Raw genomic sequence first — 22942 nt, 5'->3', positions numbered from 1 at the left:
GCCCGCGCGTTCGCCGATGCGGCGCCGCGCACGCGTGCCGGCGGCGCGCTCGCGGCGCTCGTCGAACGCATCGCGCGCGGCACGCACGCCGATCGGCGGGGCCCCGATCCCGAGCTGATCGACTACTTCCGCACGACGTGGTCGAAAATCCGCACCGAGCAGCAGTATCGCCAGTCGCTCGACCAGGTGCCGCGCAATGCAGGGCCGCTCAATTCGAACAGCCTCGTGCATCGGTCGCTGTCGACGATGCGCGCGTTGTCGCCCGACTACCTTCAGCAGTTTCTGTCGTACGTCGACGCGCTCGCATCGCTCGAAGATCTGACCGGCGGCGTCGCGCAGCCCGACAAGGACGCGTCGCGCGCGAAGGCGGCGAAACCGGCAAGGAAGGCTGCACGCACGAAGGCGCGCTAGGCGCCCGCCCGTGCGGCGCCGCCGCGACGGCCGCCGCTCGCCACGTCACGCGGTCGCGTGACGCCCGCCGAACGCGTGCCGGATCCGCGCGAACAAGCCGTGCTGCGCGATCCATTCGGCGTACGCGCGATAGTCGGGATCGCGCATCAGATGACGCTCTTCGGTCTTCGCGCGCAGATAGTAGATCAGGTTGACCGCGACGAGCGCCGCGCAGTGCATCAGCGCGACCTGCCAGCCGAGCGGCTCGACGAACGGCACCGACACCATCCAGTACGACAGGTTCTTCGCGATGTACGCGGGATGCTTCGTGAAGCGGTACGGACCGGACGTGATGATTCCGCGGTTCGTCAGGTTCGAGAAGCGCAGCCCGAACGAGATCGTCGACAGCGCGTAGGTCATCAGCAGCAGGATGATCGCCGTGCCCCAGATCACGCGGATCGTCGGCGCGGACAGCAGCCAGTTGTCCCAGAACAGCGAGCCTTCGTAGCGGATGTAGTTGGTCGAGATCAGCGACCAGAACGGTTGATAGCAGATCAGCGCCGCGAGCCAGCCGAGCGTGGTCGGCTCGACCGAGCGCACGTGGCTGTCGAGGATGCGGAACGTGCACAGATAGCCGACGGTGCCGAACATCAGATCCATCGTGAACGACAGGTCGTACAGGAACACGAACGTCGCGAGCGTCATCGGCGCATGCAGCGCGTTCGCGAGCGACGCGCTCAGGTGATCGGCGTCCTTCGACAGATACACCGTCATCAGCGGCAGGAAGAATGCCTTCACGCCCCAGCCGGCGAGCATTTCGCGCACCGGCTGCCAGTTCGCCGGCTTTTCGCGGCGGAACAGGAAGCGGCCCCACAGCAGGTACGCGTCGTCGGTTTCGCGCTGGTGGCGGTCCATCCACGCGAAGTAGAACGGCGCGGCGACGATCACGTACGGCGCGAGCGAGCGCAGCAGCGACCAGAACGGCAGGTAGAACGCGCCGTGATATTCGGGCAGCAGCCAGTAGATCGCGCCGATGCCCGCGTAGATCGACGCGAGCGCGCCGAGCCGCGTCGCGACGCGCGCGATGCCGAGCGGGCGCACCGCGTGCCGCGACAGCCCCGCGCTCGGGCGCAGATAGACGCGCGAGATGAAGATTTCGTGCAGCGCGATCGTGCCGATGATCGCGAGGCTCGCGATGACCGCGCGCGTCGCCGCATCGAGGGCCGGCTGATCGCGGGTGATCCACAGCGCGAAGAGTCCGGCCGCGATGCCAAGCAGGCCGGCGCGGAAAGGCGTGGCGGAACGGGGCGGGCGGTCGTGGACCGCGGCGATGCCGTCGAGTGTGGAATTCATGATCGAATCCTCGTATGGGTGAGGGCCGGCGCCCCCGCTTTGCGGGTGACACCGGCCGTCGGCCGGGCATTGGAATGGTGTGCGCCCGGCCATTGGCCTGTCGTTCTGATACGTGAAGCGTTACTTCTTCGTGCCGCCGCCCAGCAGACCGCCGAGCAGGTTCGTGACCGGCGCGAGCAGGTTGTTGGTCGTGCCTGCCGTGCCGCCGTTCGAGCTGCCACTCAGCCCGGTCGACACGGTGCCGCTGCCGGCCGGCGCAGTCACCGTGCCGCCCGTACCGCCCGCCGGCGACGTCAGCGAGCCCGTCAGCGTGCCGACCGGTCCGCTCGACAGTAGCCCGCCGAGCGTGCCCGTCACGTTGCCGCCGGGCGTCGTGACGGTGCCGGTCAGGCTTGCGCCGAGCGGCGTCAGGGCGTTGACGAGGTTCGTGACGGGAGCGAGCAGGCCGCCTGCGCCCGAGCCGCTGGTGCCGCTCGTTCCGCCGGTGCCGCTGGTCCCGCTCGAGCCGACGCTGCCGAGCGCGCCGGTCAGCGTGCCGAGCAGGCTGGTGACCGGCGCGAGCGGGCCGCCGCTGGTGCCGCTCGTACCGCTCGATCCGCCGGTGCCGCTCGAGCTGCCGCCGCCGAGGCCGCCGGTCAGCGTGCCGAGCAGGCCGGTGATCGGTGCGAGCGGATTGGTGCCGCTGCTCGAGCTGCCGGCGTTGCCGCTGTACAGCAGGCCGCCGCCCGACGCCACCGTGTTGCCGAGCTGCGTGACGCCGCCGCCGACGCCCTGGCCGACCGGCGTGTCGGTTGCGCCGCCGATTCGGGTGCCCGCCAGGCCGAGCCCGCTGCCGAGCGTGCCGAGCAGGCCGCTGAGCGGCGCGCCAAGCAGCGTCACGTTGCCGAGCGTTTGCGTGACGCCCGGCGTCGTGACGCCGCCCGTCAGCGTGTTCGTGATCGGGTTGATCACCTTGCCGACCTGCGTTTCCAACTGCTGGACCGGCGCGCTGTTCAGCGCGGTGTTCAGGTTCGTCGCGGTCGAGTTGACTGCCGTGCCGACGGTGTTGAGCAGGTCGCCGACGAGCGTCGTCACCGGAGACAGCGGCGACAGCGGTCCGGAGCCGAGGCTCGTCACAGCGTTGCCGAGGTTGTTGACTGCGCCGCCGGTGCCGGTCAGCAGGCCGGTGGTCGACGTGAGCGTCGGGCCGAGCGGGTTCGACGACACGCCGATCGAGCCGAGGCCCGCGGCGATACCGTTGCCGAGCGACTGGACGCCGTTGCCGAGGCTCGAGACGGCATTGCCGATGCTGGTGGCCGTCGTCGAGTTCGTGCCGGGGATCTGCACGCCGCCGATTTGCGAGCCGCCGTTCACGACCGCCGTGCCGAGCGACGTGACGAGGTTGCCGCTTTTCTGGAGCACGTTGCCGAGCGGGGTGACGCTGGTGCCGGAGGTGCCTGAAGTACCGGAGGTGCCGGAGGTGCCCGAAGTACCCGACGTACCGGAAGTGCCCGAGGTGCCGGAGGTGCCGGAGGTGCCGGAAGTGCCCGAAGTGCCCGAAGTGCCGGAAGTGCCCGAAGTACCGGAGGTGCCCGAAGTACCGGAGGTGCCCGAGGTGCCGGAGGTGCCCGACGTACCGGAGGTGCCCGACGTACCGGAAGTGCCTGACGTACCGGAAGTGCCCGATGTACCGGAAGTGCCCGACGTACCGGAAGTGCCCGACGTACCGGAAGTGCCCGACGTACCAGAAGTGCCCGACGTACCAGAAGTGCCCGACGTACCGGAAGTGCCCGATGTACCGGAAGTACCCGACGTACCGGAAGTGCCTGACGTACCGGAAGTGCCCGACGTACCGGATGTGCCCGAAGTGCCGGAAGTGCCCGACGTACCGGATGTGCCCGAAGTACCGGAAGTACCGGAAGTACCTGACGCCCCCCCGGACGTCCCCGAGCTACCCGAAGTCCCCGAGCTGCCGCCGGACGTGCCGCCCGACGTACCTGACGTACCCGACGTGCCGGAAGTCCCCGACGTGCTCGGCTTGACCGTGGGCGGCGTGGTCGGTCCGTCGACCGAACCGCAGCCGTACAGCACGAGCAGCGACGAGACGGCGAGCGACACCGTCGTTTTCTTGAAGTAGTTGTGCATGGTGGCCTCGACATTGGATGATTGCCGGGACCTTTACTGCAAGTTCCGCACCATCCCGATCTTCCACGCATCGCGTCGCATTTCGTTGCGGAAAACCCGCGGTTTGCAGCGATTTAAACGCTATCGCGCGTTATTCACGCGCCAGGCACACGCAGTGCGCCGCGCGGGCGTCGCGATGTTCCGGCCGCGCGGCGTAACGCGCGCGCGGATGTTACGTAGCGTTCCGGGCGACGTCCGGCGGCCGGCGCGCGACAGGGCGGCGGCCGAACCGAGCGCCGCGTCTTTGACGAAACGCCGGGCAGCCGCGACCATCACGCGACACCGATACGCGGCGGTCGCGGCGCCGAAGCCGCGATCGCCCGTCAATCACCGTCTATATGGAAAGGACCGGGAAATGAGCGAACAGGACAGGGAATACGGGAAGGCGCGCAGGATCGACGTGATGGGCGAGGCGTTCGTCGAGCGCGCGATGCGCGACCTCGACGGCTTTTCGCGGCCGCTGCAGGACTGGCTGAACGAACACGCGTGGGGCAGCACGTGGCAGCGCGGCGGGATCGACCTGAAGACGCGCAGCCTGTGCACGTGCGCGATGCTCGCCGCGCTCGGCCGCAGCACGGAGCTGAAGGGGCACGTGCGCGGCGCGCTGAACAACGGCGCGAGCCTCGTCGAGATCCGCGAGGTGCTGCTGCACAGCGCGCTGTATGCGGGCGCGCCGGCCGCGGTCGAGGCGTTCCGCAGCGCCCGCGAAGTGATCTCGGACCTCGGCCTGACGCTGCCGGACGACGAAACCTGACCCGCAGCACCGCGGAGCGGATGGCGAGCGCGGCATGCGGGAACCGTCGTCGGCATGCGATGCCGCGTTCCGCCCGCGTCGCGCGCTCGTCAATGCGCGGTGCGCGCGGCCGGCGCCGCGTCGACCGGCGTGGCCGCGACGTCGAGCAGCCAGTCCGCGGTCGCGTCAGGAATCGTGACCGGCAGCATGTGCCCGCCGTCGACCACTTCGAGCCGCACGCGCGCCGATTTCTTCGCGAGCGCTTCGCCGTGTTCGCGCCAGTTCAGGATCGCGTCGGCCCGGCCGTACAGCACGTCGACCGGCACCGCGAGTTCCGCGTAGCGGCGCTCCATGTCGGGCAGGTCGGCCGGCACCGCGAGCAGATCGGTCGCCGTCGCATAGAACGTGCGCGGCCGCAGCCCGAGCAGCCCGCCGCCCTTGACCGGGAAGTCGCGCGGCACGTCGTCCGGCGCGAACACGAGCCGCACCGCGTTGCGGCCGGTGACGATCGTCAGCGGGATCGCGAACGTCCACGACACGAAGCGGCGCACCAGCGGCGACGGCAGCATCAGCGGCCGGAACGGCGCAGGCGGCGCCGACTGCATGTGCGTGAGCGGCGCGATCAGCGCGAGCCGGCTCACGCGCTCCGGATGATCGAGGCCGACCGCGAGCGCGATCGCGCCGCCGAGCGAGTGACCGACGAGCACCGGCTTGTCGAGCTGCAGCGCGTCGATGAACGCGGCGATCGTCCGGGCCTGCGCGAACACGTTCGCCTGCGATGCCGCGCCGCGCGTCGAGTGTCCGGCACCGGGCCGATCGACGAAGATCACGCGATGCCGTTCGGCGAGCCGCGCGAGCGGCAGGTACGCGAAGTTGCGCCATTGGCCGGCGAGCCCGTGGACGAACACGATCGGCGGCCCGCTGCCGTATTCGACGTAGTGCAGGCGGTCGCCGCCGACGTCGACGAAGCGGCCTTCCGGCGGAAACGCGCGCGTCACGCGCCGCGCGACGTAGCCGGAAAACAGCGCGAGAGCCGCGAGCACTGCGGCGACGGCGATCAGCACGTTCAGGATCAGATGCAGCGTAGGACTCATGTTCGCCTCAGCGGGTGTCGAGTACGGGATCGGCGGCCGGCGCGGCGGCCGCGTCGGCTTGCGCGCGGCGTTCGAAACGCATCGCCGAATCGGCGAGCGCGCTGAACTTCAGCGATGCGAGATCGAGCACGTAGTTCTGATGGAACTTCCACGGCTTGCGGCGCCCCTGCTTCGGCAGGATACCGGCCGCGCGCCGGATGTAGCCGGAACTCAGGTTCACGGCCGGCACGTCGCCGAGATCGCCGGGCGCGAGCCGCGGCACGCACGTGTCGTACCCGTTCGCGCGCATGTGGTTGAGCAGCCGGCACACGTAGCGCGCGATCAGTTCGGCCTTCAGCGTCCACGACGCGTTCGTGTAGCCGAACGACGACGCGAGATTCGGCACGTCGCTGTACATCATCCCCTTGTACGACACGGTGTCGGCCAGATTCACCGCGCGGCCGTCGACGCTCACGCGCGCACCGCCGAGCATTTTCACGTTCAGCCCGGTCGCGGTGACGATCACGTCCGCGTCCAGCTGCCGGCCGCTCTTCAGCCGCAGGCCGGTCGGCGTGAAGCGTTCGATCTCGTCGGTGACGATCGACGCGCGGCCCGCGCGGATCGCCTTGAACAGGTCGCCGTTCGGCACGAGGCACAGCCGCTGGTCCCACGGCTTGTAGCGCGGCGTCAGATGCGTCGCGACGTCGAAGCCGGGGCCGAGCTGGCGGGCGGCCGCGCGAACGATGAACTTCTTCGTCGCGTCCGGCCGGCGGCGCGCGACATTGTAGAAATACATCGTCAGCAGCACGTTCTTCACGCGCACGAGCCGGTGCGCGAGCCGCGGCGGCAGCACGCGCCGCAGCGCGTTCGCGATCCTGTCGCGCGCGGGCAGCGACACGATGTAGGTCGGCGAGCGCTGCAGCATCGTCACGTGCTGCGCGTCGGCCGCCATCGACGGCACCAGCGTGACGGCCGTCGCGCCGCTGCCGATCACGACGACGCGCCGGCCTGCGTACGACAGGTCGTCCGCCCAGTGCTGCGGATGCACGATGCGGCCCTCGAACGTGTCCATGCCGGGCCAGTCCGGCAGATAGCCTGCGTCGTAGTCGTAGTAGCCGCTGCACATGTACAGGAAGCGGCACGTGTAGATCAGCGTATCGGTCGTGCCGCCGTGCGTGTGCTCGACGTGCACGGTCCAGCGCGCGCGACGCGAGTCCCAGTCGGCCGCGACGACCTTCCGGCCGTAGCGGATCATCCGGTCGATCCCGTACGTGCGCGCGGTATCGCGGATGTAGTCGAGGATCGTCCGGCCGTCCGAGATCGCGTTGTCGCTGTGCCACGGACGGAAGCTGTAGCCGAGCGTGAACATGTCGGAATCCGAACGCACGCCCGGATAGCGGAACAGGTCCCACGTGCCGCCGATCGCATCGCGCGCTTCGACGATCGCGACGCTGGCGAACGGACAGCGCTGCTTCAGGTGATACGCGGCGCCGATGCCGGACAGCCCGGCGCCGACGATCAGCACGTCGACGTCGTTGTCGTCGCGATGCGCGTCGGCTGCGGGCGGCGCGTCGCGCCGGTCGGTCGTCGTAGTCGTCGAGGTCATGCGGCGTCCTTGGTCGGCGTGGCCGGGAGTGCGGCCGACGCGTGTGCGCGTTCGAGATTGCGCGCACGCGCGCGGCGCACGTGACGAAGCACCAGCCGTTGATAGCCGGCGCCGAGCAGCCGCGCGAGCCTGTCGAGGCGGCGCGCGTCGGCGCCGATCAGCACGCGGCGCGCATTGCGCTCGACGCCCGCGAGGATCTGCCGCGCGGCGTCGTCGGCCGTCGTCGCGCGGATCATCCGGTTCGCCTGGCGGCGATGCGTCGCTTCGTCCTGCCCGGTGATCGCGCGAATGCCGGCATCGATGCGGCCCGCATCGACGATGTTCGTCGCGACGCCGCCCGGATGCACGCAGGTCGCGCTGACCGGCGCGCCGTCGAGTTCGAGCTCCATCCGCAGCGCTTCGGTGAAGCCGCGCACCGCGAACTTCGTCGCGTTGTACGCGCTTTGCGTCGGCATCGCGACGAGCCCGAACAGGCTCGACGTGTTGACCACGTGGCCGTCGCCCGACGCGCGCAGGTGCGGCAGGAACGCCTGCGTGCCGTGCACGACGCCCCAGAAGTTGATGCCGACGATCCATTCGAGATCGACGAGGCGCGCAGTTTCCGCGCTCGCGGCGAGCGACACGCCCGCGTTGTTGAAGATCAGATTGACCTTGCCGTGCTCGGCACGCACGAAATCGGCCCACGCGAATACCGCGTCGCGGTCCGACACGTCGACGCGCCGCGTCGTCACGCGCATGCCGTGCGCCGCGCACGCGGCGGCCGTGCCGGCGAGCCCGACTTCGTCGACGTCCGCGAGCGCGACGTCGCAGCCGCGCCGCGCGAGCTCGACCGCGAGGCTGCGGCCCATGCCCGAACCGGCGCCCGTGATCGCGGCCACCTTGCCGGAAAACCCGTTCATCCGTGTCCCCCCGTTCCGCTTGCGCTGCGTCGGCGGCGCGTCTATTGTGGTGTCGGTCGTCACCACTTTAGTTTTTCGGGCGTCGCGATGTCAAACAGCGGAATGGAGAAACCACTCGAAACGGAAAAACGCGGCCGGTCGTACGGCGGCGTCGCGCCGGAGGTGCGCGCCGCCGAGCGGCACGACGCGCTGATCCGCGCGGCGACGCGCGTGTTCGGCACGGTCGGCTTTCGCAAGGCGACCGTGCGGTCGATCTGCCAGGAAGCGAAGCTGAACGACCGCTATTTCTACGCGGCATTCGCCGGCACCGAAGACCTGCTGCGCTGCACGTACCTGCATCACGCGCAGCAGCTGCACGATGCGGTCGCGGCTGCGGTCGCCGCGCGCGGCGGCGACCTGCGCGCGCGTATCGACGCGGGGCTCGGCGCGTTCTTCCGCTTTTTGCGCGACCCGTGCGCCGCGCGCGTGCTGCTGCTCGAAGTGATGGGCGTGAGCGCCGATACCGACGCGACGTACCAGCGCATGCTGGTCGACTTCGGCAAGCTGATCATGGCGATCGGCGCGCCGCGCGCGCCGCGCACGGCGGCGCAGCGCACCGAGCATCGGCTGATCGGGCTCGCGCTCGTCGGCGCGATGACGAACGTCGGCGCCGCGTGGCTGCTGACCGGCTATCGCGATCCGGAAGCGCGGATGGTCGCGAGCTGCAGAAAGGTGCTGCTCGGCACGTTGCAGGCGGTGGCGTAGCGCAGTCCACACCGACGCCGGTCGCGAACGGAGAAACGACGTGCGCCGCTCGCGGTCGATCGCGCGGAGCCGAACGATTCGCGTCGTTTCGCCGTATCAGCGTGCGCGGCCTTTCGAACGTTTCGCGCGGGCCGCCGCGGGCCGCGGCGGCGCTGCGCCGAGCTGCGCCTTCATCGCGTCGATGAACGCGCGCACTTTCAGCGACGGCAGACGCGTCGACGGATACACCGCGTGTATGCCCGCCGGTGCCGTGCGCCATGCGGGCAGCAGCCGCACGAGCCGGCCGGACGCGATGTCGTCCGCCGTCGAGAAGTCGGTCAGCAGCCCGAAGCCGCCGCCGGCGAGCACGATCGCGCGGCATGCGGTCGCGGTGTTCGACACGACCGCCGCGACGCAGCGCACCGCTGCGTGGCCGCCGCGCGTGTTTTCGAGTTCGAGCGTGTGCGGACGCGACAGCGTCGACAGCATCACGAACGGCAGCGCGGCGAGCGCGTCCGGCGAGCGCGGCAGCCCGTGGCGCGCGATGAACGCCGGGCTCGCGACCAGCCATTTTTCGTACGTGCCGAGCTGCACCGCGCGATAGTTCGAATCCGCGAGGCGGCCGATGCGGATCGCGACGTCGAGATTGTCGGCGACGAGATCGACGACGCGGTCGTTCGCGATCAGCTCGACGTGCAGCGCCGGATGCGCGTCGCGCAGCGCGACGACGGCCGGCGCGACGACCTGCGCGCCGTAGTCGACCGGCACGCTCACGCGCAGCGTGCCGCGCAGCGGCCCTGCGTCGGACGACACCGCGTCGAGCGCGTGTTCCGCTGCCTGCACGATGTCGCGGCACGCGTCGTAGAACGCACGCCCCGCATCGGTCACGCTGAGCCGCCGCGTGGTGCGCACGAGCAGGTTCGCGCCGACTTCCGACTCGAGGCGCTGCATGTGCGCACTGACGACCGTCTTCGCGATGCCGAGCCGTTCGGCCGCGGCCGTCAGCGAGCCCGCGTCCACTACGGCGACGAAGGTCGCCAGCCGGTTCAGGTTCACGTCGCGCAGATCGGCCATCGTCGATTGTCCTATGAAAGCGGATGATTTTTCCGCGATTATCCGTCTTCTGGCGGTGAACGACGAGCGCTACGCTGGAGCCGTTCGTCGCCGATTCCCGGCGGCGCGAGACTCCGGAGTGTTCCATGTCTGTCGTCAGCAAGCCCGCATCGCCGATTCGCGTGTACTCGTTCCCGCTGTCGGGGCACGCGCACCGCGTCCGGCTGTTCCTGTCGCTGCTCGGGCTGCCGTTCGAAACCGTCGACGTCGATCTTGCCGCCGGCGCGCAGCGCGAGCCCGCGTTCCTCGCGCTCAATCCGCTCGGACAGGTGCCGGTGATCGACGACGGCGGCGTCGTGCTCGCCGATTCGAACGCGATCCTCGTCTATCTCGCGAAGCGCTACGGCGACGCGCACTGGCTGCCGGACGATCCGGTCGGCGCGGCGACCGTGCAGCGCTGGCTGTCGTACGCGGCCGGGCCGATCGCGACCGGGCCGGCAGCCGCGCGTCTCGTCACCGTGTTCCGCGCATCGCTCGATCACGACGCGGCGAAGCGGACCGCTGCGAAGGTGCTCGACGTGATCGATCGCGAACTCGCGGCGAAGCCGTTCGCCGCCGGCACGCAGCCGACGATCGCGGACGTCGCCGCGTACACGTACATCGCGCACGCCCCGGAAGGCGGCGTGTCGCTCGACCCGTATCCGCATCTGCGTGCGTGGCTCGCGCGCATCGAAGCGCTGCCCGGTTTCATCGGCATGCAGCCGACCCGCGCCGGGCTGCTCGCCGCGTGAGCGCGCGGCGGACGCACGCACGTACCGGGAGAACGCGATGAACGCACCGACCGCTGCCGTACCGGGCTGGGACCTCGACACTGCGCCGTTTCACGCGGGCGAGCTTGCCGTGCAGCAGCGCGCGGGCGTGACCGATGCCGCGGGCGCCGCCGGCCGGCGCGGGATCCGGCGCTTCATGCCCGACCAGCATCGCGCGTTGTTCGCGCAGCTGCCGTTCTTCGCGATCGGCGGCGTCGATGCGCGCGGCCAGCCGTGGGCGACGCTGCGCGCCGGCGCGCGCGGCTTCGTGACGTCGCCGGACGCGCGCACGCTGCGTATTGACGCACCGGCGCTGCCCGGCGATCCGCTCGCCGGCGCGTGGAACGTCGGCGCGCCGCTCGGCGGGCTCGGCATCGAATTCGGTACGCGCCGGCGCAATCGCGTGAACGGCGTCGTGCGCGCGGTCGACGGCGATGCGCTGACGATCGCGGTCGAGCAGAGTTTCGGCAACTGCGCGAAATACATCCAGCGCCGCACGCCGACGTTCGTGCCGCGCGACGCCGCCGCGCCGGCCGATGTCGACGTGTCCGACCGCTTCGGCGACGCGGATCGCGCGCTGCTCGCGCGCGCCGATACGTTCTTCGTCGCGAGCGCGAACACGTCGGCCGATGCGGGCGCGGCACGCGGCGCGGACGTGTCGCACCGCGGGGGGATGCCGGGCTTCGTGCGCGTCGACGATGCGCAGACGCTGACCACGCCGGACTTCAGCGGCAACCGCTTTTTCAACACGCTCGGCAACCTGCAGCGCGATCCGCGCGCGGGGTTGCTGTTTATCGATTTCGACAGCGGCGACCTGCTGTATGTGGCCGCGCACGCGGAGATCGTGTGGGACGGACCGCTCGTCGCTGCGTTCGACGGCGCGCAGCGCGTCGTGCGCTTCCATGTGCGCGAAGTGCGGCGTACGCGCGGCGTGCTGCCGTTCCGCTGGTCGGCGGCCGAGCCGGCGCCGCAGTTTGCGCGGGCGGCGGGTGACGGAGCCGGAGCGAGCGCGACCACACACGCGTCGGTTTCGGCGCGCGCCGTAGTGCCGGTGCCAGCGTCGGCGTCGGTATCGGCGAGCGCGTGGCGCACGCTGCGCATCGCGCAGATCGTCGACGAAGCGCGCGCGATCCGCTCGTTTCACTTCGAGCCGGCCGACGGCGGCCCGCTGCCCGCCTACGAAGCCGGCCAGCATCTGACGCTTCGCATCGCGCTGCCGGGCGAGCGCAGCGCGGCGATCCGCAGCTACACGCTGTCCGATGCGCCGGGTCGCACGCATTACCGGATCACCGTGAAGCGCGAAGGGCGCGTATCGGCGTGGCTGCACGATCACGCGCGCATCGGCACGACGATCGATGCGCAGATGCCGCGCGGCCGCTTCACGTTCGACGCGGCGAGCGCGCGGCCGGCCGTGCTCGTGTCGGCCGGCATCGGCATCACGCCGATGTTCGCGATGCTGCGCGCCGCATTGGCAGACGCGGCACCGGCGCGCCGCGTCGTGTTCGTGCACGGCGCGCGCGATCCGGCCGAGCGGCCGTTCGCGGCGGAGTTCGCGGCGATCGCGGCCGCGGATTCGCGCGTGTCGCTCCACTGGTTCGACAGCCGCCCACGTCGCGACCACGCGGCGCGGCCCCGCCGCATCGACGTCGCGCAGCTCAAGCAGATCCTGCCGTTCGACGACTACGATTTCTACCTGTGCGGGCCGTCGGCGTTCATGCGCGACCTGTACGAAGGGCTGCGCGCGCTGAACGTGCCGGACGAACGGATCCGCTTCGAGGCGTTCGGTCCGTCGACGGTCGTGCGCCGCGCGGCGCAACCGGCATCCGCGCCGCAGCATGCGGCGAGCGTGCCGGTCGTGTTCCGGCGCACGGCGCGCGAAACCGCATGGACGCCCGCCGACGGCACGCTGCTCGAGTTCGCGGAAGCGCGCGGCGTCGCCGCCCCGTCCGAATGCCGCTCCGGTTCGTGCGGCACGTGTGCGACGCGCGTGCTGTCCGGTGCGGTCGACTACGTGCAGCCGCCCGATGCGCAGGTCGAACCCGGCTGCGCGCTGCTGTGCGTCGCGCGTCCTGCGGAGCGCGGCACGACGCCGCTCGTGCTCGATCGTTGACGCATGTCGGTCCGCAGGCGCCGCGGTCGAGCGCCGCGCGGCCCGGACGCGCGAATGCGGCCCCCGCACTTCGGTACTTCCGAATGATTCGCCCACCGCGAGCAAGCGCGCGTGGATCGCGAATCGAACGTCTTCTCGGCCGCCCGGCCTGCCGCGTTGGCAGGCCTCCAGCCCGCCCGCGGTAAAATGCGCGCCGCGCCGCGATGTCGCGTGCGTCCGGCATGCCGCGCGAACGGCGCGATGCCGGTGCGTCGCGCGTGCACCGCGGCGTCCGAAGCGTCCGCCGCCTGACGATGCCGCACGATGCGATCGGCGCGACGGATCGGCGGCTGCATCGGCCGCCGGTGCGCCGATGCACCCGAAGTCCCATCCTGCGTGTTCGCGATCGAATCGGCACGGGCGCGATCGCGTCGACGATCGCCGCGTCGATGCGCGCGGTGCGCACGCATCGGTTCGACGCCGCGTCGCGCGGCGACTCGATGCGGATTCGATCGATCAATCGACAGGACCGCGCTTCGCAGTTTCGTAACGAGTTTCGATCGCGCCGAGCGGCGCGTTTTCCATCCAGAACGATGACGGTGAACAGAACAACAGCGTCGCGCGCATCGCGGCGGCGCGCGAAGGTCGGGCGTGGAGTCGGTGTCGGCCTCGCGCTTTTCGCGGCGCAGGCCGCCGCGGCACAGGGCGATGCGCGCGCGTCGGACGCCGACGCGTCGAACGCGACGCTGCCGGCGATCACGGTCAGCGGCGAGCGCGGCGGCGGGTTCCGCGCGCGCGAAGCATCGGTGGCCGGCCTGGACGACACGCCGCTGCGCGACACGCCCGCGTCGGTCAGCGTCGTCACGCGCGCGCAGATCGACGACCAGCAGGCGAAGCGGCTGAGCGACGTGTTGCGCAACGACGCATCGATCGTCAACGCGTATGCGCCGGTCGGCTATTTCGAAGGCTTTGCGATCCGCGGCTTCCCGATCGATCTCGCGAGCGCGATCCGGATCGACGGGCTCACCGTGTCCGGCGAGCAGAACGTGCCGCTCGAGAACAAGGAGCGCGTCGAAATCCTGAAGGGGCTGGCGGGCATCGACAGCGGCGTCGTCGCGCCGGGCGGCGTGATCAACTTCGTGACCAAGCGTTCCACAAACGTTGCGAGCGCAACGGTGGGCACCGACAGCCGCGGGTCGGCGTCGGCGGCCGTCGACGTCGGCCGACGCTTCGGCCCCGACAATCGGTTCGGCTTCCGGATCAACGCCGCGAAAGAGAACATGCATTCGTACATCGACGGCACGAACGGACGACGCACGTTCGGCTCGATCGCCGCCGACTGGGACATCAGCGCGCGTGCGAGCCTGCAGTTCAATGCCGAGTTCCAGCAGTGGATCCAGCGATCGGCGCCGGGCTACCAGCTGCTCGGCGGCACCGTCGTGCCGTCCGTGCACACGACGTCGAAGGCGCTCGGCGCGCAGCCGTGGGCGAAGCCCGTGACGACCGATGCGCTGAACCTGAACGCGCGATTCGACTACCAGTTCGACGACGACTGGAAAGCGTACGTGGCGGTCGGCCGCAGCCGCACGATGATCGACGACAACAGCGCGTTCGCGTACGGCTGCGCGTACGCGCCGAGCTGCGCGGCCGGCACGACGTCGCCGTTCTTCTTCGGCGCGAACGGCGACTACGACGTCTACGACTTCCGCAGCCCCGGCGAATACCGTCGCAACGACGACGTGCGCGCGGTGACCACCGGCAAGTTCGCGACGGGGCCGCTGCGGCACGAGCTGACGCTCGGCGTCGGCGTGCAGCGGCGCGTCGTGCACATGGCCGATGCCGTGTACGACTACGTGGGCAGCGAGAACATCTACGGACCGGACCAGACGTTCGCACCGTCGCCGAACGAGCCCGGGCCGTCGTATCCGCGTCTCGACGCGTGGCAGTACGGCGTGTTCGGTCTCGATCGCGTGCGCATCGGCGAGCGCTGGCAGGTGCTCGCGGGCGGCAAGCAGCTGCTGCTGCGCCAGCGCAGCTGGGACAGCATCGACGGCGCGGCCGCGCACACCGACCGGACGGTGTTCCTGCCGCAGGTCGCGCTCGTCTACCAGCCGGTGAACGCACTGTCGCTGTATGCGTCGTACAGCAAGGCGCTGTCGCTCGGCGATCAGGCGCCCGTGCGCGCGACCAATGCGTATGCGTTCCTGCCGCCCGTCGAATCGCACCAGATCGAAGTCGGCGCGAAATACGACTGGCTCGACCGGCTGAGCCTGACGGCCGCGGTCTTCTCGATCAGCAAGCCGTTTCAGTTCGCGGAGCCCGACGCGTCCGGCACGCGCTACACGTTCGTGCAGCGCGGCACGCAGCGGCATCAGGGGATCGAGCTCGGTGCGGCCGGGCAGCTCACGCGCCGGCTGTCGCTGACGGCGAGCGTCGCGGCGATCCGGGCGCGCGCGTACGATTCGGGATCGCCGGCATACGAAGGGCACCAGATCATCAACGTGCCCGCGTTGCGCGCGTCGCTGTACGCGGACTACGCGGTGCCGGGCATTGCCGGGCTCGACGTGCTCGGCGGCGTCGAATACAGCGCGAGCCGCAACGCGAACGAGGAAGGCACCGCGCGCGTGCCGTCGTGGTTCGTGTTCAATCTGGGCGCGCGCTATACGACGAAGATCGCCGGTCATCGCACGGTGCTGCGCGTGTCGGTGGACAACCTGTTCAACAAGTTCTACTGGCGCGATGCGGGCGAGCAGCAGGGCGATGCGTATCTGTTCCCGGGCGCGCCGCGCGTCGCGCGCGTATCGTTGACCTATGATTTCTGATCGTTGGGCGCGGGCCGCGTAACACGCGGCCGCGGCCCACACACGGGAGAGCACGAACGATGTCCGCACTCGAAATCGCCGGCGTGATCGTCAGCGCGCTCGCGATCTGGCTGACCGCGAAGCGACGGATGCTGTGCTGGCCGATCGGGCTCGCGTCGGTCGCGCTGTACGGCTGGATCTTCTTCGACGCGAAGCTGTATTCGGACATGCTGCTGCAGGGTGCGTTCGCGGTGCTGCAGGTGTACGGCTGGCGGCGCTGGCTCGCGCAGCGCGCGCTCGATGCGAACGGCCGCGCGGCGGCGGCCGAAGGCGACGTCGCGCCCGTGACCGGCGTGCGGCCGCGGCAGATGCTGCCCGAACTCGCCGCGGCCGTCGTCGGCAGCGCGCTGCTCGGCACGACGATGGCGCGCTGGACCGATGCGGCGCTGCCGTTCGTCGATGCGTCGCTGACCGCGTTCAGCCTCGTCGCGCAATACTGGACCGCACGGCGCTACATCGCATCGTGGGGCCTGTGGATCGTCGTGAACGTCGTCTATGTCGGGATGTTCGTGTTCAAGGCGCTGTATCTGACGGCCGGCCTCTATGCGCTGTTCATCGCGCTCGCGGTCGTCGGCTGGCGCGACTGGAGCCGCACCGCCGCGGCGCTGCGCGCGGGCGGCGGCACGGCGCTCGCAGCCGGCGACGGCGCGCGCTGATTCGTCGACGGAGCGACGCCGATCATGTCATTTCCACTCGAGCCGGACCGGCCCGGATCACGCGACGCCGCTGCGCGCGACGTCGCGCCGCCGCAGTTCGGCGTCGACGGCGAGCAAGCCGAACGCGACTGGCCGCTGATCGCGCGCGACGAAGTCGCAGCCGTGCTCGAGCGGATCGACGGCGCAGGCGAGCCCGCGCGGCTCACGTGGCATAGCCCGCGCCCGTTTTCGGCGGCCGTGCTGGTGCGCACGACCGACGGGCGCGCGCTGTTCGTCAAGCGGCATCACGCGAGCCTGCGCGACGTTGCCGCGCTGCACGAAGAACACGGTTTCATCGCGCATCTGCGCGCGCACGGCGTGCCGGTGCCGGACGTGCTGGCCGGCCGCGACGGCGCGACCGCGTTCGCATTCGGCGACTGGACGTACGAGGTGCACGTGGTCGCGCCCGGCGTCGATGCGTATCGCGGCGTGATGTCGTGGAAGCCGTTCGCGCATTCGTCGCACGCGTATGCGGCCGGCCGCGCGCTGGCTGCGCTGCATCGCGCGTCGGCCGGCTACGACGCGCCCGCGCGTCCGGTGCGCACGCTGCTGTCGAGCTTTCGCGTGCTGTCGTCCGCGGATCTCGGCGGCGCGCTGGAACGCTGGGTCGCCGCGCAGCCGCTGCTCGTGCGCGCGCTCGGCGCGCGCGACTGGCGCGGCGACGTCGCCGACGCGATCGGTCCGTATCACGCGCGCTTCGCGCCGCTGCTGCCGGCATTGCCGCCGCTGTGGACGCACGGCGACTGGCACGCGTCGAACCTGCTGTGGACCGATACCGCGCCCGGCGCGCAGGTGCAGACCGTACTCGACTTCGGTCTGGCCGACCGCACGTGCGCGGTGATGGACATTGCGCTCGCGATCGAGCGCAACGCGATCGACTGGCTCGCGCCGGCCGATGCGCGCCGCGTCGAGTACGAGCAGATCGACGCGCTGCTCGACGGCTACGAGTCGCTCGCGCCGCTGAGCGACGCCGCGTACGCGGCGCTGATCGCGCTGCTGCCGATCGTGCATACGGAGTTCGCGTTGTCGGAGGTCGCGTATTTCGGCTGCATCGTCGACGCGCCGGAGATCGTCGACGTCGCATACGACGGTTATCTGCTCGGACATGCGCGCTGGTTCGGCGAACGCGACGGGCAGCGACTGCTCGACTGGCTCGCGCAGCGCCGGCGTGCGAAGAACGAAGGCGGATAAAGCCGGCGGCCGGGTCGCGCGACCGCACCGAGCGAACGATCGCTGCTTGCGGTCGCGATGCGCGCCGGGATGCTGCGCGCACGCGCCGTTACGTGCGGTTATGCGCCCGCCCCGACCCGCGTCGCAGCGCCGCTGCGTCGAAAACCGCCGCGCATCGCCCGTTGTTGCGATGCACTCGACGCGTCGGGTGAGCGTCTCTCGGATTACCGACATTACCAACCGTAAGCGTTCAGTTTTGCGCGGAAGCAGGTGATTATTTCCCGGTGTCGTGCGTCATACTTGCCGTCACGGAGCTCAACCGGAGAGAACGAATGTCCACCGTGTGCAAGCAGGCTGTCGTGAGCGGTAAAACTGTCCAGGTGGTCCTGATTTCCGACGCCGCTACCGCCAAAATTTACATCGTCGACGACGAAGACGGCCCGCTGCCGCCTCGAACGATGAGCGTCGAGCAGTATGCGCGGGCCGGCATGTCGAGCGAGGAAATCGCGCGCCACGTGCTGCATGTGGTCAGCACGTCGATCGAGCAGCTCGCGCGCGTGCAGGCGACGCACGACGACGCGGCAGCGCAGTCCGGCTAGCGGTCGCCGTTCGGCGCAGGCGCGCCGAACGAACGGGACGCTGCGCACGCCGCGTGCGCGTCATGCGTCATGCGTCTCGCCGATGCCGCACTTCGGCGTCGACGCGTTTGAGCAGCTCGTCGAGCGCGCTCATCGAGATCGGTTTCGCGAAGTGGTCGTTGAAGCCGGCGCGCTGCGTATTCGCGCGGTCCGACGAACGGACGTGCCCGGACAGCGCGACGCACACGGTGCCGGCCGTCGCGTCGCTCGACCGCACTGCGCGCAGCACGTCGAAGCCGTCCGGTTCCGGCATCGTCAGATCGATCAGCATCAGATGCGGCGCGTACTCGCGCGCGAGCGCTATCGCGTCGCGGCCGTTGTACGCGACGCGCGGCGCATAACCTTTCACGCGGAGCAACGTGCCGAGCGTGTCGGCCGAATCGACGTTGTCGTCGACGATGACGATGCGCAGCCGGTTCGGATCGGGCAGCGGCGTCGGGTTCGGCGCAGGCGCCGTGACGTCCGCGGACCCGAATCGTTCGATCGGCAGCCGCACGACGAACGTCGAGCCCTGGCCGACGCCCGCGCTTTCCGCCGCGATGCTGCCGCCGTGCAGTTCGACGAGCTTCCGGCTGATCGCGAGGCCGAGGCCCAGCCCGCCGGACGTCTCGCCCGCTGCGCCGCCCGGCTGCTCGAACATCCCGAACACGCGCTCGAGCGCATCCGGCGCGATGCCGATCCCGTGATCGACGACGCGGATCTCGGCCGTATCCTGATCGACGCGCACGTCGACGCCGATGCGCGCGTTGCGTGCGGAGAACTTGGACGCGTTGTCGAGCAGGTTGTACAGCACCTGAACCAGACGCGCGTCGTCGCCGCGCACCGTGACCGCGCTGCCGGGCAGCGTGACGTCGACGCGCTGTCCGCGCGCGTCGAGCTTTGCCTGCATCCCGTCGACGCTGCGCGTGACGACGTCGCGCAGGTTCACCGACGCTTCGTCGAGCGTGACCTTGTCGGACTTGATGCGGCCGATGTCGAGCAGATCGTCGACGAGTCGAACCAGCTGCGTGATCTGCCGGCCGGCGACGTCGCGGCAATGCGCGAGCGCGGGCACCAGCGCCGAAGACGGCAGGCTCTGCAGCACGCCGACCGTGTTCTGCAGCGGCGCGAGCTGGTTTCGCAGTTCATGCGCGAGCGTCGCGATGAAGACGTCCAGCCGCTGTGTCGCGACCTCGAGTTCGTCGAGACGCTTGCGCTCCGTCATGTCGCGCGTGATCTTGATGAAGCCGCGCAGGCTGCCGCTTTCGTCGTGAACCGCCGTGACGGTGACGAATGCCCAGAATGCGGAGCCGTCCTTGCGCACGCGCCATCCTTCTTCCTCGTAATGGCCGTGCTTGGCGGCCTGCTCGAGCACGTACGACGGGCGGCCGGCCGCGATCGCGCCGGGCTGGTAGAAGCGCGAGAAATGGCGGCCGATGATTTCGTCGGCGCGGTAGCCCTTGATGCGCTCCGCGCCGGCGTTCCACGTGACCACGATCCCGTTTCGGTCGAGCATGAAGACCGCGTAGTCGGTCACCGATTCCACGACGGTCTGGAAGCGGAATTCGGCAAATTTCTGAACCAACGCGTGAGCGTCGTGCAGTTCTTCCGGTTCGCTGGAATCGACCGGATGTGATGAGCTATCTGGCATGTCTGATCGGTCGCAGCACACAGGTTGCAAGATCAATCTCGCGAAGTCGGTATCGAATCGCAAAAACTCCTTCGCGGGAATGCGTTCCTTCGCAAGGATAGTTGATGCTGGCGAACGAGTGGGGCCAATTTAACGGTCGATTTCGAATGGATCAACGCCGCCGTGTGCAGCGGCGGCGTTGCGCGTGTGGACTGCGGCGTTTTTTTGAATGCCGTACCGAATGCGGGAAGAACGCCCGCGGCGGTACGCGCGGGCGCGGCGCTTATCGCGCCTTCAGCATTTCGTCCGCGATCCGGTACGCGTTGATCGCGCGTTTCGATTCGTAGTCGGCGATGCCCGATACGTTGCGGCCCGCGTCGCGCGACAGCAAGCCTTGAAGCGCCGCCGCCGCGAAAAAATCGCGCAAGTCCGGCATCGTTTGTTTCGGTTCCGGCCGCGGTTCCGCGATCACCGGCTCCGGCTTCCAGAACACCGGCGAGACCTTCGAGACGGTCGAAGCGTCCTTGGTGTTCACATTCTGGGACAACGGCGTCATATCTTCCCCTTTATAACGAGTCGGTGATGAAGCAACGTATGGTCTCCAGCGGCACAAGAAGGCGTGGATTTTTGTGTTATCGGCGGTAGATCGACGCGAATATTCGCCGGTATTGCGAATCGCGTCAAAAGAAATAAATAGTGCCAATTCTCATTGTGCAGAGCATTATTCGTTCCCGACTGCTGAAAGTACGAGGTCGCATAGTCGATCGGATCGTCGCGGCGCCAAGTGCAATATCGGTTTCGAAGCAATAGTCGATAAACCGATTGTTTAAAAAGACGCATCGCCGGTTGAAAGGGTTCGCGCAATGCCGTGCGGCGAATCGTGTATTCGTTGCCAGGACGTTCTGAATAGAATGCTTTTTTACAGACGAAAACGGACGCCATGGATCAGGATCAGTGGAACGCGGTGGACGCGTATTTCTCCGCGACGCTCGTGCCGTCCGACGACGTGCTCGACGCCGCGCTCGCGGCGAGCGACGCGGCCGGATTGCCGGCGATCAGCGTCGCACCGAACCAGGGCAAGCTGCTGCAACTGCTCGCGACGATGTGCGGCGCGCGGCGCATTCTCGAAGTCGGCACGCTCGGCGGCTACAGCACGATCTGGCTCGCGCGCGCGTTGCCGCCCGGCGGTGCGCTCGTGACGCTCGAGCTGAATCCTGAGCACGCGAAGGTCGCGGCGCGGAACATCGCGCGTGCGGGGTTCGCGGACGTCGTGTCGATCGTCGTCGGCAACGCGAAGGACAGCCTCGCGCGGCTCGTGGATCGCGGCGAACCGCCGTTCGATTTCATCTTCATCGACGCGGACAAGGACAACAACGCGGCCTATCTGGATGCGGCGCTGAAGCTGTCGCGGCCCGGCACCGTGATCGTCGTCGACAACGTCGTGCGCCGCGGGCGCGTGGCCGATCCCGGCAATCGCGATCCGGACGTCGTCGGCGTGCGCGAAGGCTTCGCGCGCATCGTCGCGGAGCCGAAGCTCGCGACGACGGCCGTGCAGACGGTCGGCCAGAAAGGGTGGGACGGCTTCTCGCTGTCGATCGTCGGCGCGTGACGCGAGCCGGCGCGCCGCGTCAGCCCTTCACGCACACGACCTGGCGCAGCGTATGCACGACTTCGACGAGGCTGCGCTGGGCCGCCATCACCGCGTCGATGTCCTTGTACGCCATCGGGATCTCGTCGACGACACCGGCGTCCTTCCGGCATTCGACGCCCTGCGTCGCCTTCACCTGATCGTCGACCGTGAAGCGGCGTTTCGCTTCGGTGCGGCTCATCGTCCGGCCCGCGCCGTGGCTGCACGAACAGAAGCTTTCCGGGTTGCCGAGCCCGCGCACGATGAAGCTCTTCGCGCCCATCGAGCCGGGAATGATCCCGAGCTGTCCCTTTTGTGCGGACACCGCGCCCTTGCGCGTGACGAATACGTCCTCGCCGAAGTGGCGTTCGCGCTGCACGTAGTTGTGGTGGCAGTTCACCGCGTGTTCGTCGAGCGCGAACGGCTTGCCGATCGCGTCGCGCGCCGCGCCGATCACCGCGTCCATCATCACCTGCCGGTTGCGGCGCGCGTAGTCCTGCGCCCAGCCGACCGCTTCGACGTAATCGTCGAAGTGCCGGCTGCCTTCGGTGAAATACGCGAGATTGCGGTCCGGCAGATTCGCGACGTGCCGGCGCATGTCGGCCTGCGCGAGCTCGATGAACAGGCTGCCGATCGCGTTGCCGACGCCGCGCGAACCGCTGTGCAGCATGAACCACACGCGCTCGGCTTCGTCGATGCACACTTCGATGAAGTGATTGCCGGTGCCGAGCGTGCCGAGATGCGCGTAATGATTGGTCTTTTCGAGCTTCGGATACTTGTCGACGATCCGCCGGAAACCCGGCAGCAGCGCTTGCCAGGTGTCGCTGACGGCCGCCGGCGGACGGTCGCCCCACGCGCCCGGATCGCGCCGGCCCGGCGCGCGGCCGTGCGGCACCGCGCGTTCGATCGCGCCGCGCAGGCCCGCGAGCGAGTCCGGCAGGTCCGATGCGGTGAGCGTCGTGCGCGCGGCCATCATTCCGCAGCCGATGTCGACGCCGACCGCGGCCGGGATGATCGCGCCTTTCGTCGGAATCACGCTGCCGATCGTCGAGCCCTTGCCGAGATGGACGTCGGGCATCACCGCGACGTGCCGGAAGATGAACGGCATCTGCGCGGTGTTGCGCAGTTGCGTGCGCGCGTCTTCCTCGACCGCGACGCCGTGCGTCCACATCTTCACCGGCTTGCCGTTCGCCAGTTCCATGAGTTGATAGTCGGTTTCGGTCATTTGATTAACCTGAGTCGGTCGGGCGGCATGTGCGGGAGCAGCTCTACCGCGTGACAGATCTCTCCATTGTTGTCCTTTTCTTCAACGATCGCCGGGCGACGCAATTCGTCGTCGTGATTGCCGGCATCAGTGGCTGCGCCTGGACAAGGAGGGGCGGATCGTCGCGGTTCGCTTGCAACGGGAAGGCGGAATGCCGACGGCGCTCGACGGTGGTGGGACGGAGTGG

At 69.4% G+C, this 22942-nt stretch carries 19 protein-coding genes; 10 read left to right on the top strand and 9 right to left on the bottom strand.

Going from position 1 to position 22942, the window contains the following annotated elements; translation table 11 throughout:
- Window positions 1-411: DUF2894 domain-containing protein (locus tag BUB20358_RS10155; RefSeq protein WP_174905069.1), on the top strand; the 411-nt coding region annotated here is incomplete at its 5' end.
- A 45-nt stretch (window positions 412-456) separates the two neighbouring features.
- Here the strand turns inward: BUB20358_RS10155 and BUB20358_RS10150 are convergent.
- Complete coding sequence (locus BUB20358_RS10150) at window positions 457-1743, bottom strand: isoprenylcysteine carboxylmethyltransferase family protein (protein WP_035974966.1); 1287 nt, start codon at window positions 1741-1743, stop codon at window positions 457-459.
- 120 nt (window positions 1744-1863) lie between these two features.
- Complete coding sequence (locus BUB20358_RS10145; RefSeq protein ID WP_174905068.1) at window positions 1864-3867, bottom strand: collagen-like triple helix repeat-containing protein; 2004 nt, start codon at window positions 3865-3867, stop codon at window positions 1864-1866.
- Window positions 3868-4261: 394 nt separating this feature from the next.
- Between BUB20358_RS10145 and BUB20358_RS10140 the strand changes: the two genes are divergently transcribed.
- On the top strand, window positions 4262-4660 hold the full coding sequence (locus BUB20358_RS10140; protein WP_006766883.1) for a carboxymuconolactone decarboxylase family protein: 399 nt from the start codon (window positions 4262-4264) through the stop codon (window positions 4658-4660).
- 89 nt (window positions 4661-4749) lie between these two features.
- On the opposite strand, the gene BUB20358_RS10135 is transcribed toward BUB20358_RS10140, so the two are convergent.
- Genes BUB20358_RS10135 through BUB20358_RS10125 form a run of 3 tightly spaced genes read right to left on the bottom strand, consistent with a single transcriptional unit; the run spans window position 4750 to window position 8217 of the window.
- Window positions 4750-5733 (bottom strand): alpha/beta fold hydrolase, encoded by a 984-nt coding sequence (locus BUB20358_RS10135; protein ID WP_006766884.1) that lies wholly within the window; start codon window positions 5731-5733, stop codon window positions 4750-4752.
- A gap of 7 nt (window positions 5734-5740) precedes the next feature.
- On the bottom strand, window positions 5741-7318 hold the full coding sequence (locus BUB20358_RS10130; protein WP_006766885.1) for a flavin-containing monooxygenase: 1578 nt from the start codon (window positions 7316-7318) through the stop codon (window positions 5741-5743).
- Window positions 7315-8217 (bottom strand): SDR family NAD(P)-dependent oxidoreductase, encoded by a 903-nt coding sequence (locus BUB20358_RS10125; protein WP_035974975.1) that lies wholly within the window; start codon window positions 8215-8217, stop codon window positions 7315-7317. Before BUB20358_RS10125 ends, BUB20358_RS10130 begins: the two co-directional genes overlap by 4 nt.
- Window positions 8218-8319: 102 nt before the next feature.
- Between BUB20358_RS10125 and BUB20358_RS10120 the strand changes: the two genes are divergently transcribed.
- On the top strand, window positions 8320-8961 hold the full coding sequence (locus BUB20358_RS10120; protein ID WP_081293634.1) for a TetR/AcrR family transcriptional regulator: 642 nt from the start codon (window positions 8320-8322) through the stop codon (window positions 8959-8961).
- Between the two features lie 96 nt (window positions 8962-9057).
- Here the strand turns inward: BUB20358_RS10120 and BUB20358_RS10115 are convergent, their stop codons facing one another.
- Entirely contained in the window at window positions 9058-10014 is a 957-nt protein-coding gene (locus BUB20358_RS10115) for a LysR family transcriptional regulator (protein ID WP_006766888.1), read from the bottom strand.
- 125 nt (window positions 10015-10139) lie between these two features.
- Here BUB20358_RS10115 and BUB20358_RS10110 point away from each other — a divergent pair, with 125 nt between their 5' ends.
- The 6 genes from BUB20358_RS10110 to BUB20358_RS10085 all read left to right on the top strand — a co-directional run bounded on the left by BUB20358_RS10110 (window position 10140) and on the right by BUB20358_RS10085 (window position 18216).
- Window positions 10140-10784: a glutathione S-transferase family protein gene (locus tag BUB20358_RS10110; protein ID WP_006766889.1), complete on the top strand. Its 645-nt coding sequence runs from the start codon at window positions 10140-10142 to the stop codon at window positions 10782-10784.
- 37 nt (window positions 10785-10821) lie between these two features.
- Window positions 10822-12912 (top strand): pyridoxamine 5'-phosphate oxidase family protein, encoded by a 2091-nt coding sequence (locus tag BUB20358_RS10105; RefSeq protein WP_035974978.1) that lies wholly within the window; start codon window positions 10822-10824, stop codon window positions 12910-12912.
- A 572-nt stretch (window positions 12913-13484) separates the two neighbouring features.
- On the top strand, window positions 13485-15713 hold the full coding sequence (locus BUB20358_RS10100) for a TonB-dependent siderophore receptor (RefSeq protein ID WP_035975419.1): 2229 nt from the start codon (window positions 13485-13487) through the stop codon (window positions 15711-15713).
- A 59-nt stretch (window positions 15714-15772) separates the two neighbouring features.
- Window positions 15773-16408 (top strand): nicotinamide riboside transporter PnuC, encoded by a 636-nt coding sequence (pnuC, locus tag BUB20358_RS10095; RefSeq protein WP_006766892.1) that lies wholly within the window; start codon window positions 15773-15775, stop codon window positions 16406-16408.
- Between the two features lie 24 nt (window positions 16409-16432).
- Window positions 16433-17638 (top strand): phosphotransferase enzyme family protein, encoded by a 1206-nt coding sequence (locus tag BUB20358_RS10090; RefSeq protein WP_035974980.1) that lies wholly within the window; start codon window positions 16433-16435, stop codon window positions 17636-17638.
- 311 nt (window positions 17639-17949) lie between these two features.
- Window positions 17950-18216: a hypothetical protein gene (locus tag BUB20358_RS10085; protein ID WP_035974982.1), complete on the top strand. Its 267-nt coding sequence runs from the start codon at window positions 17950-17952 to the stop codon at window positions 18214-18216.
- Between the two features lie 67 nt (window positions 18217-18283).
- Here the strand turns inward: BUB20358_RS10085 and BUB20358_RS10080 are convergent, their stop codons facing one another.
- Together BUB20358_RS10080 and BUB20358_RS10075 are read right to left on the bottom strand one after the other, a co-directional pair.
- Window positions 18284-19885, bottom strand: a complete 1602-nt coding sequence (locus BUB20358_RS10080; RefSeq protein WP_006766896.1) for a PAS domain-containing hybrid sensor histidine kinase/response regulator — start codon at window positions 19883-19885, stop codon at window positions 18284-18286.
- Window positions 19886-20147: 262 nt separating this feature from the next.
- Entirely contained in the window at window positions 20148-20567 is a 420-nt protein-coding gene (locus BUB20358_RS10075) for a hypothetical protein (protein ID WP_006766897.1), read from the bottom strand.
- A gap of 237 nt (window positions 20568-20804) precedes the next feature.
- Between BUB20358_RS10075 and BUB20358_RS10070 the strand changes: the two genes are divergently transcribed.
- On the top strand, window positions 20805-21473 hold the full coding sequence (locus tag BUB20358_RS10070; protein ID WP_006766898.1) for an O-methyltransferase: 669 nt from the start codon (window positions 20805-20807) through the stop codon (window positions 21471-21473).
- Window positions 21474-21492: 19 nt separating this feature from the next.
- Here BUB20358_RS10070 and BUB20358_RS10065 read toward each other — a convergent pair whose 3' ends face one another.
- Complete coding sequence (locus BUB20358_RS10065; protein ID WP_006766899.1) at window positions 21493-22716, bottom strand: RtcB family protein; 1224 nt, start codon at window positions 22714-22716, stop codon at window positions 21493-21495.
- Window positions 22717-22942 lie beyond the last annotated feature (226 nt).

Origin of the sequence: Burkholderia dolosa, from assembly GCF_902499135.1 — a bacterium.
Taxonomy (GTDB): domain Bacteria; phylum Pseudomonadota; class Gammaproteobacteria; order Burkholderiales; family Burkholderiaceae; genus Burkholderia; species Burkholderia dolosa.
The sequence above is the reverse complement of the archived record's forward strand: the minus strand, read 5'-3'. Positions and strand labels throughout refer to the sequence as shown.

What these genes read in the sequence shown, in the direction of transcription:
- BUB20358_RS10150 (WP_035974966.1), bottom strand. Translation starts at nt 1,743, where the DNA reads ATGAATTCCACACTCGACGGCATCGCCGCGGTCCACGACCGCCCGCCC.
- BUB20358_RS10145 (WP_174905068.1), bottom strand. Translation starts at nt 3,867, where the DNA reads ATGCACAACTACTTCAAGAAAACGACGGTGTCGCTCGCCGTCTCGTCG.
- BUB20358_RS10140 (WP_006766883.1), top strand. Translation starts at nt 4,262, where the DNA reads ATGAGCGAACAGGACAGGGAATACGGGAAGGCGCGCAGGATCGACGTG.
- BUB20358_RS10135 (WP_006766884.1), bottom strand. Translation starts at nt 5,733, where the DNA reads ATGAGTCCTACGCTGCATCTGATCCTGAACGTGCTGATCGCCGTCGCC.
- BUB20358_RS10130 (WP_006766885.1), bottom strand. Translation starts at nt 7,318, where the DNA reads ATGACCTCGACGACTACGACGACCGACCGGCGCGACGCGCCGCCCGCA.
- BUB20358_RS10125 (WP_035974975.1), bottom strand. Translation starts at nt 8,217, where the DNA reads ATGAACGGGTTTTCCGGCAAGGTGGCCGCGATCACGGGCGCCGGTTCG.
- BUB20358_RS10120 (WP_081293634.1), top strand. Translation starts at nt 8,320, where the DNA reads ATGGAGAAACCACTCGAAACGGAAAAACGCGGCCGGTCGTACGGCGGC.
- BUB20358_RS10115 (WP_006766888.1), bottom strand. Translation starts at nt 10,014, where the DNA reads ATGGCCGATCTGCGCGACGTGAACCTGAACCGGCTGGCGACCTTCGTC.
- BUB20358_RS10110 (WP_006766889.1), top strand. Translation starts at nt 10,140, where the DNA reads ATGTCTGTCGTCAGCAAGCCCGCATCGCCGATTCGCGTGTACTCGTTC.
- BUB20358_RS10105 (WP_035974978.1), top strand. Translation starts at nt 10,822, where the DNA reads ATGAACGCACCGACCGCTGCCGTACCGGGCTGGGACCTCGACACTGCG.
- BUB20358_RS10100 (WP_035975419.1), top strand. Translation starts at nt 13,485, where the DNA reads ATGACGGTGAACAGAACAACAGCGTCGCGCGCATCGCGGCGGCGCGCG.
- pnuC (WP_006766892.1), top strand. Translation starts at nt 15,773, where the DNA reads ATGTCCGCACTCGAAATCGCCGGCGTGATCGTCAGCGCGCTCGCGATC.
- BUB20358_RS10090 (WP_035974980.1), top strand. Translation starts at nt 16,433, where the DNA reads ATGTCATTTCCACTCGAGCCGGACCGGCCCGGATCACGCGACGCCGCT.
- BUB20358_RS10085 (WP_035974982.1), top strand. Translation starts at nt 17,950, where the DNA reads ATGTCCACCGTGTGCAAGCAGGCTGTCGTGAGCGGTAAAACTGTCCAG.
- BUB20358_RS10080 (WP_006766896.1), bottom strand. Translation starts at nt 19,885, where the DNA reads ATGCCAGATAGCTCATCACATCCGGTCGATTCCAGCGAACCGGAAGAA.
- BUB20358_RS10070 (WP_006766898.1), top strand. Translation starts at nt 20,805, where the DNA reads ATGGATCAGGATCAGTGGAACGCGGTGGACGCGTATTTCTCCGCGACG.
- BUB20358_RS10065 (WP_006766899.1), bottom strand. Translation starts at nt 22,716, where the DNA reads ATGACCGAAACCGACTATCAACTCATGGAACTGGCGAACGGCAAGCCG.